6 protein-coding genes are annotated in these 17,467 nt (G+C 56.0%); 4 read left to right on the top strand and 2 right to left on the bottom strand.

The annotated features are described in order from the left end of the window. Positions 1-134 precede the first annotated feature (134 nt). The 4 genes from LRR79_RS08915 (at position 135) to LRR79_RS08930 (ending at position 15,381) form a co-directional block, all read left to right on the top strand. Positions 135-1,619 (top strand): TolC family outer membrane protein, encoded by a 1,485-nt coding sequence (locus LRR79_RS08915; protein ID WP_231756875.1) that lies wholly within the window; start codon positions 135-137, stop codon positions 1,617-1,619. 61 nt (positions 1,620-1,680) lie between these two features. Next, positions 1,681-3,840, top strand: coding sequence for a type I secretion system permease/ATPase (locus LRR79_RS08920; RefSeq protein WP_231756876.1), 2,160 nt, complete (start codon positions 1,681-1,683; stop codon positions 3,838-3,840). Further along, positions 3,840-5,159 carry an HlyD family type I secretion periplasmic adaptor subunit gene (locus LRR79_RS08925; protein WP_231756877.1) on the top strand — a complete coding sequence of 440 codons (1,320 nt, stop codon included), beginning with the start codon at positions 3,840-3,842 and terminating at the stop codon, positions 5,157-5,159. Before LRR79_RS08920 ends, LRR79_RS08925 begins: the two co-directional genes overlap by 1 nt. 415 nt (positions 5,160-5,574) lie before the next feature. Beyond that, entirely contained in the window at positions 5,575-15,381 is a 9,807-nt protein-coding gene (locus tag LRR79_RS08930; protein ID WP_231756878.1) for a BapA/Bap/LapF family prefix-like domain-containing protein, read from the top strand. A gap of 177 nt (positions 15,382-15,558) precedes the next feature. Here LRR79_RS08930 and LRR79_RS08935 read toward each other — a convergent pair whose 3' ends face one another. Together LRR79_RS08935 and LRR79_RS08940 are read right to left on the bottom strand one after the other, a co-directional pair. Further along, a complete protein-coding gene (locus LRR79_RS08935) occupies positions 15,559-16,428 on the bottom strand; it encodes a D-alanyl-D-alanine carboxypeptidase family protein (RefSeq protein WP_231756879.1) in 870 nt (289 codons plus the stop codon). A gap of 41 nt (positions 16,429-16,469) precedes the next feature. Next, positions 16,470-17,465 (bottom strand): UDP-N-acetylmuramoyl-tripeptide--D-alanyl-D-alanine ligase, encoded by a 996-nt coding sequence (locus tag LRR79_RS08940; protein WP_322790445.1) that lies wholly within the window; start codon positions 17,463-17,465, stop codon positions 16,470-16,472. Positions 17,466-17,467 lie beyond the last annotated feature (2 nt).

Genomic DNA, 17,467 nt, shown 5'->3' on the forward strand with positions numbered 1-17,467 from the left:
CACCGGGCTAAAAACCCGGTGCTTTTTTATTGAGCTAAACTTTATGCGGCAATAGAAATAAATTTCCGCACAGGGCCCAAGAGCGCAGGGTCGCCAGAAAGCGATTCAGTTGCGGCACAAAAAAGTGAATAAATGTGAGCCAGCGATACGATCACCGCAAGCTACGGATGGCTGAGCGTCGTAATGACCGCCAACCCCATTTTCTTCTACCGTTTCTGGTCTCTAGCCTGATTGTGGGCGCTTCCGTCGCAATAGCCGACAGCGCCGCGCAGATTGAAACGGAGTCCATCAGCCCGGGTCAGCTCCAGGGCGAAGTGAGCGTTAATCCGCTATTCAACGCACAACCACTCAATCCGGGGATCTCATCGAGTACCGCCAGCCTGCAGATAAACATGACAAATGCTGTCCAGCAGGCGGTGGGGTGGCATCCGGCAGTTGGCGAATCTGTGGGTGAACTACACCGCCAACAGGAGAATATCCGCGCCGCTCGCGCTGGCTATTTCCCACAAGTCAGTGTCGGTGTCGTAGGAGGGTATGAAACAGAGAACGAAGGAAATGGAGATGGTCACGCAGTACAGCTGTACGTATCTCAGGTCCTTTATGATTTCGGGAAAATCGCGGGCAGCGTCGACGCCGCCACCGCTGGGGCAAGGGCATCCCAGGCACGTGTTTTACAACAAATAGATACGATTGCACGTGATACCGCGCAAGCGGCGATTGAGGTTCTCCGTTACCAATCTCTCGTCGATTCTGCCGACGCGCAGATCGAGGGTGTTTCAGCGATTTCCAACCTGGTAACCATGCGCAACCAACGTGGTGCGAGCTCGCGGTCAGATGTCCTGCAGGCACAAGCGCGTATCGAATCTGCAAGGGCTAACCGTCAGCAGACCATCGCCCAACTTAATCGGTGGCGCAGTGTTTTGCAGAATCTGATGGGCGTGGAGCAACCTGTTGTTTTGAAAAACGGCGTTCCCCAGTCGATTGTCAATGGCTGCTCGGTAGACCCTCTGCAGGCGAACGCAGCACCTGCGGTACTGGTCGCAGAAGCCGAACGTGCCGAAGCGGTAGCACAATTGAAAGAGGCGCGCGCGCAATCGTGGCCGACTCTCTCCCTGGACGGAAGTGTGAATAGCTATCTGGATCAGGAGTATGTGGACGTGAACGCCCTAAATGATCATGAAAGTGCCATATTTCTGAACCTGTCGATGCCCATCTATCAGGGGGGGCGACTATATGCGAATCGCGACGCCGCGAACTTCGCGATGCGTTCAGCGGAAGCGGCCAAAGATAATGCCCGTCTTGCTGTCGCCCGGGATCTTCGGATCGCCCAAAGTCAGAGCGTAGGACTGGAGCGCAGCCTGAATATCCTCGATGCCCGCCTGCATGCAATCGAAGAAACCCGGGATTTATACAGAAAACAGTACTCTGCACTGGGGACACGGACGTTGGTTGAGCTACTGAACTCGGAGGAAGAGGTTCAACAGGCTCGCATTGAAAAAAGTAATACACAATATGATCTATATAGCCTGCAGGTAGATTGCCTGTACACCGTGGGGCAAGTCCGCCGCGCCTTTCATCTTGATGGTCGACAGGTACAGGGTGTAGAAATTCTGCCGTGAATAAGCGCCGGATACGTAAGGGGCATTTCGTCAGAGCAATCTAAGGGTGAGTCGGAGTTTTATGAAAAATGCTGAGCCGTTGAATACTGATTATTCGCCCTGGCTGGCTGCTGTATTATCGGTGGCGAAATACTATCGTCTGGATTTTTCCGCTGAAAATGTGCGTATTGCCGGAAACTGGAGTGGCGAAGAAACTACGGAAAGCGTCATCCGAAGTATGGCCCGACAAGCGGGTTTGGTCGTCCGCTTCACTACCTTTAATTCAAGCATGTTGTCGCCATGGCGCTTGCCGTTGGTCGTGCAACTCAAGGGCGGCCAGGTCGGTGTGATTGAGGCGATCGACGGCGACGGTAAAGTCGCGCTCGCATTCAGCGGTGATGAGGGCGCCAACACCTCCGTGGATGCTGAGATCCTGAAGAAAGAGGTTACATCGGTGGTCGTTTTAAGACCGTCGAGCAATGTCGCGGATGTACGTGTTGATGATTATATCAAGCCACAGGAAAAGCACTGGTTTCGATCGATCATATTGAGAGACCTCAAACCGTATGGTCATGTGGTTATTGCTACAACCGCAGCAAATATTCTGGCGCTTGCGGGTATCCTCTTCTCCAAGCAGGTATACGACCGCGTCATACCTGCAGAATCCATGCCCACACTGTATGTGCTCTTTATCGGTGTCGTAATCGCCATTGTTTTCACCTTTCTGTTACAGGTAACACGAATAAAGATCACGGATCTTCTGGGTAAACGCGCTGATATTCGCGTGTCTGACCTGGTATACGGCCATGCGGTGCGATTGCGCAACAGTGCGAAGCCGAAATCGACCGGCGTATTTATTTCGCAGATCAAAGAGCTTGAACGGGTTCGGGAAATGGTTACCTCGACCACCATTCTCGCCCTGGCAGACTTTCCGTTCTTTTTCCTTTTTCTGTTTGTCATGTGGTATGTGGCGGGTCCCCTGGCGCTGGTGCCATTGGGTGCTCTGGTGCTATTAGTAATACCCGGGCTGCTCGCGCAGAAGAAGCTTTCCAGCCTGGTCGCGGAGGCAAATCGGGAATCGGCCCTCAGAAACGCAATGTTGGTTGAAACCATTCAGGGAATGGAAGATATCAAGGCACTACAGGCTGAGCAGCGGTTCCAGCAGCAATGGAACCACTACAACGCGGTAACCTCTGAGGCGAGCCTCAAGCTTCGTAATCTGATTGGGCGGCTGACAACCTGGACGCAGAATATCCAGACGTCTGTATTTGCTGTCGTGGTCCTGATCGGCGCGCCGATGGTAATGGCTGGCGATTTGACCACGGGTTCTCTGGTTGCGGCATCTATATTGGGCTCTCGGATGATGGCGCCCATGTCACAGATCACTCAGGTGCTGAGTCGCTGGCAGCAGGCAAAGTACGCCCTTAAAGGGTTGGATCAGATAATGCAGCTACCGGTGGATCATCCGCAGGGGAGCAAGCGGGTGCATATTCCCAATATTGCCGGCAATTTTACGTTGACGCAGGCAGTCTTCAAGTACAGCGCAGACTGTGCCTTGCCAGCACTCACAGTATCGAAACTGCATATCCGTGCTGGGGAAAAAATCGCTGTGCTTGGCCGAAATGGCGCAGGTAAGTCAACCTTGCTACAAGGATTGTCCGGCATTCTCGAGGCAAACCAAGGTGAGATTACCCTTGAGAATGTAAGTTTGGCGCATATTGATCCAGCGGATACACGACGGGATATCGGGTTACTGACGCAAAATTCGAGTCTTTTTCACGGTACATTGAGAGAAAACATCACGCTGGGAGCCCCCGGTGCGACGGACCGGGAAATTGTGGCGGCACTGGATATGTCCGGAGCATTGGAGTTCGTTCGCAAGCTGTCGAAAGGGTTGGATCACATGGTGCTCGAAGGTGGTCTCGGGATGTCTGGTGGGCAGCGTCAATCGTTACTGCTGGCCCGGCTGTTCATTCGCGACCCGAGTGTTGTGCTGCTGGATGAGCCCACTGCATCGCTCGATGATATGACCGAAAAGCGCTTTATAAGAAAACTGCAAAAGTGGGCGCACGGTAGAACGCTGATAGTTGCTACGCATCGAAGCAGCACTTTGCAGCTGGCGGACCGAATTCTAGTGGTCGAGAATGGCGAGCTGGTTCTCGATGCACCGAAGGAGGATGCGTTGAGCCGGCTGGCACAGGCGAGCTCTCGCGCGACCCGTAGTAAGGAGGTAGTTGGCTGATGACTGACAATTCCGATAAACATTCATCGTCCGAACGTGCCGTCGGTAGTATTAGTGAACAGGATTTCGTTCCCGCGTCGATTGGTACTGTTCATGACAAAGCGCGTAGTGCAAGTAGTGTTGCCATTCTGGAAGCTGATTTTCAGAATGCTGGTGCGCACTTCAATGTGGAGTTGGACGACGCTCGGCTGACAAAGTCGACTCGTATTGTATGGATATTTTTGTTGCTGCTGGTAACTCTTATTACTTGGTCGTATTTTGCGGAAGTGGATGAGGTTTCTAGAGGGAGTGGGAAAGTAATACCGACGTCCCGTGCCCAGATCATCCAGTCCCTGGAAGGGGGGATTCTCGCGGAACTCAAGGTAATGGAGGGGGATATCGTCGAGCAAGGACAGGTCATCGCACAACTTGATCCCACAAAAATTCGCTCCAATGTCAATGAGAGTGAAGCACGATTTCGCGCGGCGTTGGCTAGTGCGGCTAGATTAAGTGCAGAGGTGAGCGGTCGGAAGCTGATTTTTCCCGAAGAGCTTGCTGGATACCAGAATCTGATCGCTAAAGAGAAAAAGCTCTACACTATCCGCCAGAATGGATTACAGGATGCGTTGGAAAGCTTGCAGGAATCGCTGAGCCTGGTAAAAAGTGAATTGAAGATAACCCGGGACCTTGTAGAGTCAGGCGCAGCGAGTAGTGTGGAGGTGCTTCGGCTAAGTCGCCAAAAATCCGAACTTGAGCTGAAGATTAAGGAAGCGAAATCCGAGTATATGGTTCAGGCGAGGGAAGAGCTAGCGAGCGTCAGCGCGGAGGTTGAAGCACTTAGGTCTATTATTGAGGGGCGGTCAGACTCTCTGACGCGGTTGACGCTAAAGTCACCGGTGCGGGGCATTGTCAAAGATATCGCCGTCACAACGATTGGCGGAGTAATACCGCCGAATGGTCATTTGATGGAGATCGTACCTCTGGATGACCGTCTGTTGGTAGAGGCAAAGATTTCGCCAAGAGATATCGCCTACATACACCCAGGTCAAAGTGCGAAAGTTAAAATTACCGCGTACGACTATTCTATTTTTGGCGGTCTGGAAGGAAAGGTTGTTACGATTTCCCCCGATACGATTCAGGATGAGAACAAGCCGGACGAGTACTATTACCATGTTACCATCCTGACGGACGCGCCTGCCCTAATTAACAAGTCCGGTAAAAAGTTTCCAATCGTTCCAGGGATGATTGCTTCAGTAGATATAAAGACTGGTGCAAAAACTATATTTGATTATCTTGTTAAGCCAATTAATCAAGCGGGGGAAGCTTTGCGAGAGCGTTAATTCGTAACTGATCTAGCTACTTGAGTCTATTTACCCGCTTTCACATATCGGGGTGCCCTTAGAGTAGGCCCCAAAAACTCATCTTTTCCATACTGCTTTACACACTGACTGTTCCCAACATCCTTATCTGTCTTTTTTCTCTGCCTGTTTTTTGATCGATTGATCAAATTTCTCGCCGTTTTCTTATGAGATGCGAATTGTGTCAATCGTTCGACCTTTCAGTCTCATGCCTCAATTATTTACTAGGCTGTTAAAAACTTGGCCTATTTCCAGGCTGGTAACCATTGGTAGGGAATAAATCCAACTTCGGGCGTACTACCAATTCTCTTTAAAAGTGTTCTGTCGGTGGAGCTGAAGATTAATGCGGTGCTGCGGCTGCTTCGAAAAATAAACTTTCTATAGCTAGGTGATGAATATGAAGGTTCAGGTAGTCACAAAATCCAGTGGCAATGTCGAAGAGTTTGATGGAGCTTCCCTGGCATTAAATGAGCCGGGAATAGTCAAGCTGTCTTTGACGGAAGATGAAGTACAAAGCTACACACGATCTGGTAATGATTTAATTGTTCAGCTGGTTTCCGGGGAGTTCGTAACGATTCACGGATTCTTTTCACCAGCCGGAGATAACACAAAAAGCGACCTTTTTCTGCAAGATCCTGGTTCGGATGAAGTGCTACTTGCTCATTTCAGTGAAGAAGGCAGTTTCTTCTCAACCTCGCTGGTGAGTAGCAGCACCGATCTGGCCGGCGTGGTACCTGGCAGTCAGCAGGTTTGCCCGTGGGTTTGGGCGGCGCTGTCCGCTATAGGTATCGCTGCCATTGCGGATGCGGTTGATGACGATGATGACAACGACAGAAACAATGGAAATGGGAGAGAAGGACGAGATACCTTCGAGCCATTTACCCCGACCGCTTTTTCTGCTCCTCCCCCTGTAGATAGCCCACCAGCTGTAGACGCACCGCCCCCATCCGAGCCGCCAGCGCCTCCACCGCCGGATGGGGACGCCGATGCGGATTCAGATGCGGACGCTGATGCCGATGCCGATGCCGATGCCGATGCGGATGCCGATGCGGATGCGGATGCTGACGCCGACGCGGATGCGGATGCCGATGCCGACGCCGACGCCGATGCCGATGCGGATGCGGACGCCGATGCAGACGCTGACGCGGATGCCGACGCGGATGCAGACGCAGATGCAGATGCCGACGCGGATGCGGATGCCGATGCGGATGCTGACGCGGATGCTGATGCCGACGCCGATGCAGATGCCGACGCGGATGCCGATGCAGATGCCGATGCCGACGCCGATGCGGATGCCGATGCGGATGCTGACGCTGATGCTGATGCTGATGCTGATGCAGATGCCGACGCGGATGCTGATGCCGATGCCGATGCCGACGCTGATGCGGATGCCGACGCGGATGCGGATGCCGATGCAGATGCAGATGCCGACGCGGATGCCGATGCCGACGCTGATGCCGATGCCGATGCCGATGCTGACGCCGACGCTGATGCGGATGCGGATGCTGACGCTGACGCTGATGCGGATGCGGATGCGGATGCGGATGCGGATGCTGATGCGGACGCGGACGCGGATGCGGATGCCGATGCCGACGCGGATGCGGATGCGGATGCGGATGCTGACGCCGACGCCGACGCCGACGCCGACGCCGACGCGGACGCTGATGCCGACGCTGATGCTGATGCCGACGCTGATGCCGACGCTGATGCTGATGCCGACGCTGATGCGGATGCCGACGCTGATGCGGATGCCGACGCTGATGCGGATGCCGACACTGATGCGGATGCTGACGCTGATGCGGATGCGGATGCGGATGCGGATGCCGATGCTGACGCTGATGCAGATGCTGACGCGGATGCGGATGCTGACGCCGACGCCGACGCCGACGCCGACGCCGATGCCGACGCAGATGCCGATGCGGACGCTGACGCGGATGCCGATGCGGACGCCGATGCAGATGCCGACGCAGATGCCGATGCGGACGCCGACGCCGATGCAGATGCCGACGCCGACGCCGATGCGGACGCTGATGCCGATGCCGATGCCGATGCAGATGCCGACGCAGATGCCGATGCGGACGCCGACGCCGATGCAGATGCGGACGCCGATGCGGACGCGGATGCCGATGCGGATGCCGACGCCGACGCCGACGCCGATGCGGACGCCGACGCAGATGCGGATGCGGATGCGGATGCCGACGCTGACGCTGACGCGGATGCGGATGCTGACGCTGACGCTGATGCAGATGCCGACGCCGACGCCGATGCCGATGCGGATGCAGACGCGGATGCTGATGCCGATGCCGATGCCGATGCTGACGCGGATGCCGATGCAGACGCTGATGCGGATGCCGATGCAGACGCTGATGCCGATGCAGACGCTGATGCCGATGCAGATGCGGATGCTGACGCCGACGCCGACGCCGATGCCGATGCCGATGCCGATGCCGATGCCGATGCCGATGCCGATGCCGATGCCGATGCCGATGCGGATGCGGATGCAGATGCTGACGCCGACGCTGATGCAGATGCAGATGCAGATGCTGACGCCGACGCTGATGCAGATGCAGATGCAGATGCGGATGCCGATGCCGATGCCGATGCCGATGCAGATGCCGACGCCGATGCGGACGCTGATGCCGATGCGGATGCCGATGCGGATGCTGACGCTGATGCAGATGCAGATGCAGATGCGGATGCCGATGCGGACGCGGATGCAGATGCCGACGCCGATGCGGATGCCGATGCGGATGCTGACGCCGACGCCGACGCCGATGCCGATGCGGATGCAGATGCTGACGCCGACGCGGATGCCGATGCTGATGCCGATGCCGATGCCGATGCCGACGCCGACGCCGACGCCGACGCCGACGCCGATGCTGATGCCGATGCCGATGCCGATGCCGATGCCGATGCCGACGCGGATGCCGATGCTGATGCGGACGCTGACGCTGACGCTGACGCTGACGCTGACGCGGATGCCGATGCCGATGCGGATGCTGACGCCGACGCTGATGCCGATGCCGATGCCGATGCCGATGCCGATGCCGATGCCGATGCAGATGCCGATGCAGATGCCGATGCGGATGCGGATGCTGACGCCGACGCCGATGCTGACGCCGATGCCGATGCCGATGCCGATGCCGATGCCGACGCCGATGCAGATGCGGACGCAGATGCGGACGCTGACGCCGACGCGGATGCCGATGCCGACGCGGATGCGGACGCCGACGCGGATGCGGATGCCGATGCCGACGCCGATGCGGATGCCGATGCCGATGCCGATGCGGATGCGGATGCTGACGCCGACGCTGATGCCGACGCGGATGCGGACGCAGATGCGGATGCTGACGCGGACGCTGATGCCGACGCGGATGCGGACGCAGATGCGGATGCTGACGCGGACGCCGATGCTGACGCCGATGCCGATGCCGATGCCGATGCCGATGCCGACGCCGATGCAGATGCGGACGCAGATGCGGACGCTGACGCCGACGCGGATGCCGATGCCGACGCGGATGCGGACGCCGACGCGGATGCGGATGCCGATGCCGACGCCGATGCGGATGCCGATGCCGATGCGGACGCAGATGCGGATGCTGACGCGGACGCTGATGCTGATGCAGATGCCGATGCCGATGCCGATGCTGATGCCGATGCTGATGCTGATGCCGATGCGGATGCCGATGCTGACGCCGACGCCGACGCCGATGCTGACGCGGATTTCGAGCTTGTAGATGTAAATGACGAAGCGGTTCTGCAGTGTGAGATCACGCTAGAGGCCGAAGCTACTCCGGATACTGACAGTGACTCTCAGTTGGATGTCGCAGGTATCACTATCGCGGATCTGGCAAGCCTGAATATCGGCACAGGTCACCCTCTTGTTGAGTTCGGTCTGGACGAAGACACGAACGAAACAGTATTTGACCTAGATATATCCGGGGTGCTGGGAATTGGTGTACTTAATGACTACGTCTTGATCGTCGAGCGATTTGAAGGCGGGTCATGGGAGCGTGTTGATGATGCTGAAAACAATCTTGATGGCGGTCTGCTGTCTCTCAGCGTGCTGGGCTTGGGCGGGACGTCTGGCCAGGTAACACTGGAGAACCTGGAGCCCGGATCATATCGCGCAACCCTGGTTCCGGATCCTGACCTTATCGACGTCAGCGTAGGTATTACGCGAAGCATTGACGTGACAGCTACAGACTTTACAGAAATTGAAAGCATCGTCGGAAGTGTGAATGCGGAAGACAATTTCATTACACAGTCGGCTAGTGGTGATACGAGCAACCTGGAAGTTCAGTCGGTAACCTTCGATGGAAATTTGGTAACACCTAGCGGTGGCGAGATCGAAATAGAAGGTGATTACGGTACGCTGGTAATGCAGACGGACGGTAGTTACGTCTATACGCCTGATGAAGAGTCTGGCAGTGCCGGTACAGATACTTTCTCTGTAACCGTTGTTGATACGGAAACCAATGAAACCTTGTCTGCAAATCTGATCATCGAGGTTACGAAAGAAGTTATTCCTGATGACGGCGACGCCGACGCCGACGCCGATGCGGATGCCGACGCAGATGCCGACGCAGATGCCGACGCCGATGCCGATGCTGACGCCGATGCCGACGCCGACGCCGACGCCGATGCTGATGCTGATGCTGATGCCGATGCCGATGCCGATGCCGATGCCGATGCCGATGCCGATGCCGATGCCGACGCGGATGCCGATGCTGATGCGGACGCTGACGCTGACGCGGATGCCGATGCCGATGCCGATGCCGATGCCGATGCTGACGCTGATGCTGACGCTGACGCTGACGCTGACGCTGATGCCGATGCGGATGCCGATGCAGACGCTGATGCGGATGCGGATGCGGATGCGGATGCGGACGCAGATGCGGATGCGGATGCTGACGCTGATGCGGATGCGGATGCGGATGCGGATGCGGACGCTGATGCGGATGCGGATGCCGATGCGGATGCCGATGCGGATGCTGACGCGGATGCCGACGCCGACGCCGACGCCGACGCTGACGCCGATGCAGATGCAGATGCAGATGCAGATGCTGACGCCGACGCCGACGCCGATGCCGATGCCGATGCCGATGCCGATGCCGATGCCGATGCCGATGCCGACGCCGATGCAGATGCGGACGCAGATGCGGACGCTGACGCCGACGCCGATGCCGACGCCGATGCGGATGCCGATGCCGATGCGGACGCAGATGCGGATGCTGACGCGGACGCTGATGCAGATGCAGATGCAGATGCAGATGCAGATGCCGATGCCGATGCCGATGCCGATGCCGATGCCGATGCCGATGCCGATGCGGATGCGGATGCTGACGCCGACGCCGATGCCGATGCCGATGCTGATGCCGATGCTGATGCCGATGCCGATGCTGACGCCGACGCCGATGCCGATGCCGATGCCGATGCCGATGCTGATGCCGATGCTGATGCTGATGCCGATGCGGATGCCGATGCTGACGCCGACGCCGACGCCGATGCTGACGCGGATTTCGAGCTTGTAGATGTAAATGACGAAGCGGTTCTGCAGTGTGAGATCACGCTAGAGGCCGAAGCTACTCCGGATACTGACAGTGACTCTCAGTTGGATGTCGCAGGTATCACTATCGCGGATCTGGCAAGCCTGAATATCGGCACAGGTCACCCTCTTGTTGAGTTCGGTCTGGACGAAGACACGAACGAAACAGTATTTGACCTAGATATATCCGGGGTGCTGGGAATTGGTGTACTTAATGACTACGTCTTGATCGTCGAGCGATTTGAAGGCGGGTCATGGGAGCGTGTTGATGATGCTGAAAACAATCTTGATGGCGGTCTGCTGTCTCTCAGCGTGCTGGGCTTGGGCGGGACGTCTGGCCAGGTAACACTGGAGAACCTGGAGCCCGGATCATATCGCGCAACCCTGGTTCCGGATCCTGACCTTATCGACGTCAGCGTAGGTATTACGCGAAGCATTGACGTGACAGCTACAGACTTTACAGAAATTGAAAGCATCGTCGGAAGTGTGAATGCGGAAGACAATTTCATTACACAGTCGGCTAGTGGTGATACGAGCAACCTGGAAGTTCAGTCGGTAACCTTCGATGGAAATTTGGTAACACCTAGCGGTGGCGAGATCGAAATAGAAGGTGATTACGGTACGCTGGTAATGCAGACGGACGGTAGTTACGTCTATACGCCTGATGAAGAGTCTGGCAGTGCCGGTACAGATACTTTCTCTGTAACCGTTGTTGATACGGAAACCAATGAAACCTTGTCTGCAAATCTGATCATCGAGGTTACGAAAGAAGTTATTCCTGATGACGGCGACGCCGACGCCGATGCGGATGCCGACGCAGATGCCGACGCAGATGCCGACGCCGATGCCGATGCTGACGCCGATGCCGACGCCGACGCCGACGCCGATGCTGATGCTGATGCTGATGCCGATGCCGATGCCGATGCCGATGCCGATGCCGATGCCGATGCCGACGCGGATGCCGATGCTGATGCGGACGCTGACGCTGACGCTGACGCTGACGCGGATGCCGATGCCGATGCCGATGCCGATGCCGATGCCGATGCTGACGCTGATGCTGACGCTGACGCTGACGCTGATGCCGATGCGGATGCCGATGCAGACGCTGATGCGGATGCGGATGCGGATGCGGATGCGGACGCAGATGCGGATGCGGATGCTGACGCTGATGCGGATGCGGATGCGGATGCGGATGCGGACGCTGATGCGGATGCGGATGCGGATGCCGATGCGGATGCCGATGCGGATGCTGACGCGGATGCCGACGCCGACGCTGACGCCGATGCAGATGCAGATGCAGATGCAGATGCTGACGCCGACGCCGACGCCGATGCCGATGCCGATGCCGATGCCGATGCCGATGCCGACGCCGATGCAGATGCGGACGCAGATGCGGACGCTGACGCCGACGCCGATGCCGACGCCGATGCGGATGCCGATGCCGATGCGGACGCAGATGCGGATGCTGACGCGGACGCTGATGCAGATGCAGATGCAGATGCAGATGCCGATGCCGATGCCGATGCCGATGCCGATGCCGATGCCGATGCCGATGCGGATGCGGATGCTGACGCCGACGCCGATGCCGATGCCGATGCTGATGCCGATGCTGATGCCGATGCCGATGCTGACGCCGACGCCGATGCCGATGCCGATGCCGATGCCGATGCCGATGCCGATGCGGATGCAGATGCTGACGCCGACGCGGATGCTGATGCGGACGCAGATGCCGACGCCGATGCTGACGCGGATTTCGAGCTTGTAGATGTAAATGACGAAGCGGTTCTGCAGTGTGAGATCACGCTAGAGGCCGAAGCTACTCCGGATACTGACAGTGACTCTCAGTTGGATGTCGCAGGTATCACTATCGCGGATCTGGCAAGCCTGAATATCGGCACAGGTCACCCTCTTGTTGAGTTCGGTCTGGACGAAGACACGAACGAAACAGTATTTGACCTAGATATATCCGGGGTGCTGGGAATTGGTGTACTTAATGACTACGTCTTGATCGTCGAGCGATTTGAAGGCGGGTCATGGGAGCGTGTTGATGATGCTGAAAACAATCTTGATGGCGGTCTGCTGTCTCTCAGCGTGCTGGGCTTGGGCGGAACGTCTGGCCAGATAACACTGGAGAATCTGGAGCCCGGATCATATCGCGCAACGCTGGTTCCGGATCCTGACCTTATCGACGTCAGCGTGGGTATTACGCGAAGCATTGACGTAACAGCTACAGACTTTACGGAACTTGAAAGCATCGTCGGAAGTGTGAATGCGGAAGACAATTTCATTACACAGTCGGCTAGTGGTGATACGAGCAACCTGGAAGTTCAGTCGGTAACCTTCGATGGAAATTTGGTAACACCTAGCGGTGGCGAGATCGAAATAGAAGGTGATTACGGTACGCTGGTAATGCAGACGGACGGTAGTTACGTCTATACGCCTGATGAAGAGTCTGGCAGTGCCGGTACAGATACTTTCTCTGTAACCGTTGTTGATACGGAAACCAATGAAACCTTGTCTGCAAATCTGATCATCGAGGTTACGAAAGAAGTTATTCCTGATGACGGCGACGCCGATGCGGATGCAGACGCAGACGCTGATGCAGATGCCGACGCCGACGCCGATGCGGATGCGGATGCGGATGCGGACGCCGATGCCGACGCCGATGCCGATGCCGATGCCGACGCCGATGCCGATGCCGATGCCGATGCCGATGCCGATGCTGACGCCGATTCCGACGCCGACGCCGATGCCGATGCGGATGCAGATGCCGACGCCGATGCCGATGCCGACGCCGACGCCGACGCCGATGCCGATGCCGATGCCGATGCCGACGCCGATTCGGATGCGGATGCCGACGCAGATGCCGATGCGGATGCGGATGCGGATGCGGATGCGGACGCAGATGCGGATGCGGATGCTGACGCTGATGCGGATGCGGATGCGGATGCGGATGCGGATGCGGATGCGGATGCGGATGCTGACGCGGACGCCGATGCCGATGCGGATGCCGATGCGGATGCTGACGCGGATGCCGACGCCGACGCCGACGCCGACGCCGACGCCGACGCCGACGCCGACGCCGACGCTGACGCCGATGCAGATGCAGATGCTGACGCCGACGCCGACGCCGACGCCGACGCCGATGCCGATGCCGACGCGGACGCAGATGCGGATGCCGACGCTGATGCTGATGCAGATGCCGACGCCGATGCGGATGCCGACGCTGACGCCGATGCCGACGCGGACGCCGACGCTGATGCAGATGCAGATGCAGATGCAGATGCCGACGCCGACGCCGATGCGGATACCGACGCTGACGCCGATGCGGATGCGGATGCGGATGCGGACGCCGACGCCGATGCTGATGCGGATGCTGATGCCGATGCCGATGCCGACGCCGACGCCGATGCGGACGCAGATGCCGACTTCGAGCTAGCGAATGTAGCCGGCAATGCTGCGGTCGAGTGTGAGATTACCTATGACGAGGAGCCGGTACCGGAAACAGATAGTGACACCGAGTTTGATGCATTGGGCGTCAGCATTGGCAGCCTCGTAAGTCTCGATATTGGAAGCGGCCACCCATTGGTCGAGTTCGGCTTGGATGAAAGCACTAATGAAACGGTGTTCGATCTCGAGATTAGCGGTGCGCTGGGAATCGGGGTTCTGAATCAGTATGTGCTGATTGTCGAGCGTTTCGAAGGTGGATCCTGGTCGCGGGTTGATGATGCCGAGAATAACCTGAGTGGAGGTTTGCTCTCACTTAGTGTGCTTGGTCTGGGTGGTACATCCGGTCAGGTAACCTTGGATAACCTGGATGCAGGTGAGTACCGAGCGACCCTGGTCCCGGATCCTGGTCTGATCAGTGTTGGTGTCGCGCTCACCCGTGATATATCTGTTACGGCAACGGATTTACTGGAAGTTGAGACCGTGGTCGGTAGCCAGACCGCGACTGGAAACTTCATCAGTGAATCCGCCAGTGGTGACACTACTAATCTCGAGATCCAGTCAGTCACTTTCAATGGAAACGAAGTCACGCCGACCGGCGGTGAGATAAACATTGCAGGTGATCATGGAAGTTTGGTGATACAGACTGACGGAAGCTATGTCTATACGCCGACGGAAGCTCTCGACAATGAGGGTACGGATGTGTTCAGTATTGAAGTAGTGGATACCGATACGAACCAAGCCTTGAGCGCCGATTTGAGCATCGAAGTAACCAAAGAGGTTGTGGCCTCCGGTGAGGCAGCCGTGAGTTCTTTCGCCATGGAAATGGATGGAGAGGCTGATGAGTCATCGGATGACGACTTCGTGGTACAAACCAATGAGGCTGGATTGGAGACTCTTCAGTGGCAGGGTGGAGCGGATACCATTGCCCTGGGTGATTACAGCGATTCATTTGAAGGGATCGAGGCCGTTGATCTGGACCAGGGCAACGCCGTCACTCTGTCGGTTGGCTTGGATGACCTGCTATCGATCTCTGCCGGTGATGACAGCTTCTATATCAACGGTGATAGCGAGGACTCGGTCGATATCCTGAGTGAATGGTCTGCTAGTACTTCAGGAACTGCGCACGGAATCGACTATCACGTATATGTGGCAACGGATGATCCCGAGCTGGAACTTTGGGTCGAGACTGGTATCACCGTCGTCTAAAATTCGATCTGCCTCTTTAATCCACAACCGGGCCTCAGGGCCCGGTTTTTTTGTACTTTACAATAGGGATATAAACAAGGGGGCTTACAATGGGAGGCCTGAGGATCGAAAAGGAAGGGGAATAGGGATGGCGACGTAGATCCGGGTGTATCTGCAGGTCCCGCTTAGAAGGTAGTGTCAGCTCGACGGCGTGGTCTGTTCACTGGCTGTGAGTTCTTGACCTAGACGTACCATCGAGAGATAGTCGTTATAGCGTTCTTTCGGTGATGGCGATCCCGCGGTAACTGAAATAAGGGTTGTACCGGGATTCAACGCTGAAACCGCGGCAAGGTTGAAGTAGGAAGGCCAAAGTGCGCCAGACTTCCCTCCACGGAACTGTGGGATGTTAATTGCCGGAACTTCCGAAAGGGTCGAGAAAATAAAGCTGGATTTTATCGAAATTTCGCGTGCGTTCTCACCGTGAACCGGTATTGTGTAGCGCAATTTGTTCCATAGTCCGCGGATGATTGTATTTTCCGAGCATTTTTTAACGAGAAGTGATAAATCTCGGGCGCTACAGCGTTGCGCCTTATTCGCTAAACCGTGCGCATTGATAAAATAGGCGTTCTTCATCCGCAATTGGCGTGCAACCAGATTCATCTCGCGAATAAAACAATCTGTCGGTGCTGCGTTTGAGTCGGTGCCGCGTGCCACAAGAATACCGCCCATTTCTCGTGCGATGACATTTGCACTCATGTTCGAGGATGAGATCAACAGGTTTGCAATGCAGTCCAGAAACGAGAGTCTATCACCGGGCTTCAGATTTCGACCAGACCCCTCAATGTCGTCACTCTCTGCTACTTCGACGAGGGTGATTGGGGATATGTTGTTTTTTACAACAATCTCTATTGCGGTTAATGCGGTGAGTAGCTTTGTTATTGATGCCGGATAGATCAGGCGTTCAGAATTCTTCTCGTAGATCAACCTTGCTTTTTTGTCGCGAATGATAACGCCGATAGCACTTTTGGCGGTTACAGGTGATGTGCTTGATGATGGCGGATATTTCACTAGTGATTCCGGTTTGGTATCGAATATTTTCCTGCAACCTCTCAAGCATTTTCAGATTCCAGTAAATCTTTTACAAGAAGGTGCAAGCCACTTCCATGGGATCCCTTAAATAATAGAATGTCTTCCTCATCTAGTGTGTCTTCGAGTGCTTCTTTCAGCGCAGCTGGATCGCTGTAGATTTTGCTGTCTATCCCATGTTCCGTGAGTTTCGGGTTGAGGTTTTTCATTTCCTTACCGAATAGGTAGACTGCACTCGCTCCAGTGTCAGTGATGAAGGGGGCGAGTGATTCATGATAGGTTTTGGATCCTTTTCCCAGTTCCAGCATGTCGCCTAAAACAAGAATTTTTCTGGCTGTTTGGCGCGCTAGCGGAGTCTCCTTGATTCGCTGTAAGGCTGCCTTCATTGAAGCTGGATTGGCATTGTAGGCTTCGTCAATAAGATTAATTTTTTTGCCACGGACATTTATCCTGGTTAGGCTGCCGCGCCCTGGTAACGGAGTGAACATACTGAGGAATGGAAGGGCAATTCGATAGTCTAAATCCAGTGCATGTAGACAGGCCAGACAAGCCAGGCTATTCATTGCCATGTGTATGCCCGGTGCGCCCGCTCTGAACTGTGCGGATTCGCCGTGTGCGGTGACAGTGGCTGTTCCGGAGCTGGAATCATATTGACTCAGCTGGAAGTCGCTCTCGGAGTGCTCGCCAAAGGAAAGAATTTTCAGGTTGAATTTATTGGCTTCTGCCTGGATTACCGGCCATTCTGCTATATCCCGGTTGATTATCGCGGTACCTCCCGGTTTCATGCCCGAGAAAATACGGCTTTTCTTGCGCGCAATTTCTTCGGTATTGTGATGATACTCCAGATGGGCTGGGTGTATATTGGTAATAATCGCCACGTCGGGGCGGGCAATTGAAGAATTCAATTGCATATTACCGATTGCCATTTCCAAAACAGTAAACCGTGCGTTCCAGGGAATCGACGCGAGATTCCAGGAGATCCCTAGTGGAAGGTTGGCATTGTGTTCGGTTCGCCCGATGG

The organism is Microbulbifer elongatus, from assembly GCF_021165935.1.
GTDB lineage: Bacteria > Pseudomonadota > Gammaproteobacteria > Pseudomonadales > Cellvibrionaceae > Microbulbifer > Microbulbifer elongatus.

Bases quoted from the DNA above. Each gene is read 5' to 3' on its own strand.
- LRR79_RS08920 (WP_231756876.1), top strand. From the start codon at position 1,681: ATGAAAAATGCTGAGCCGTTGAATACTGATTATTCGCCCTGGCTGGCT.
- LRR79_RS08925 (WP_231756877.1), top strand. From the start codon at position 3,840: ATGACTGACAATTCCGATAAACATTCATCGTCCGAACGTGCCGTCGGT.
- LRR79_RS08930 (WP_231756878.1), top strand. From the start codon at position 5,575: ATGAAGGTTCAGGTAGTCACAAAATCCAGTGGCAATGTCGAAGAGTTT.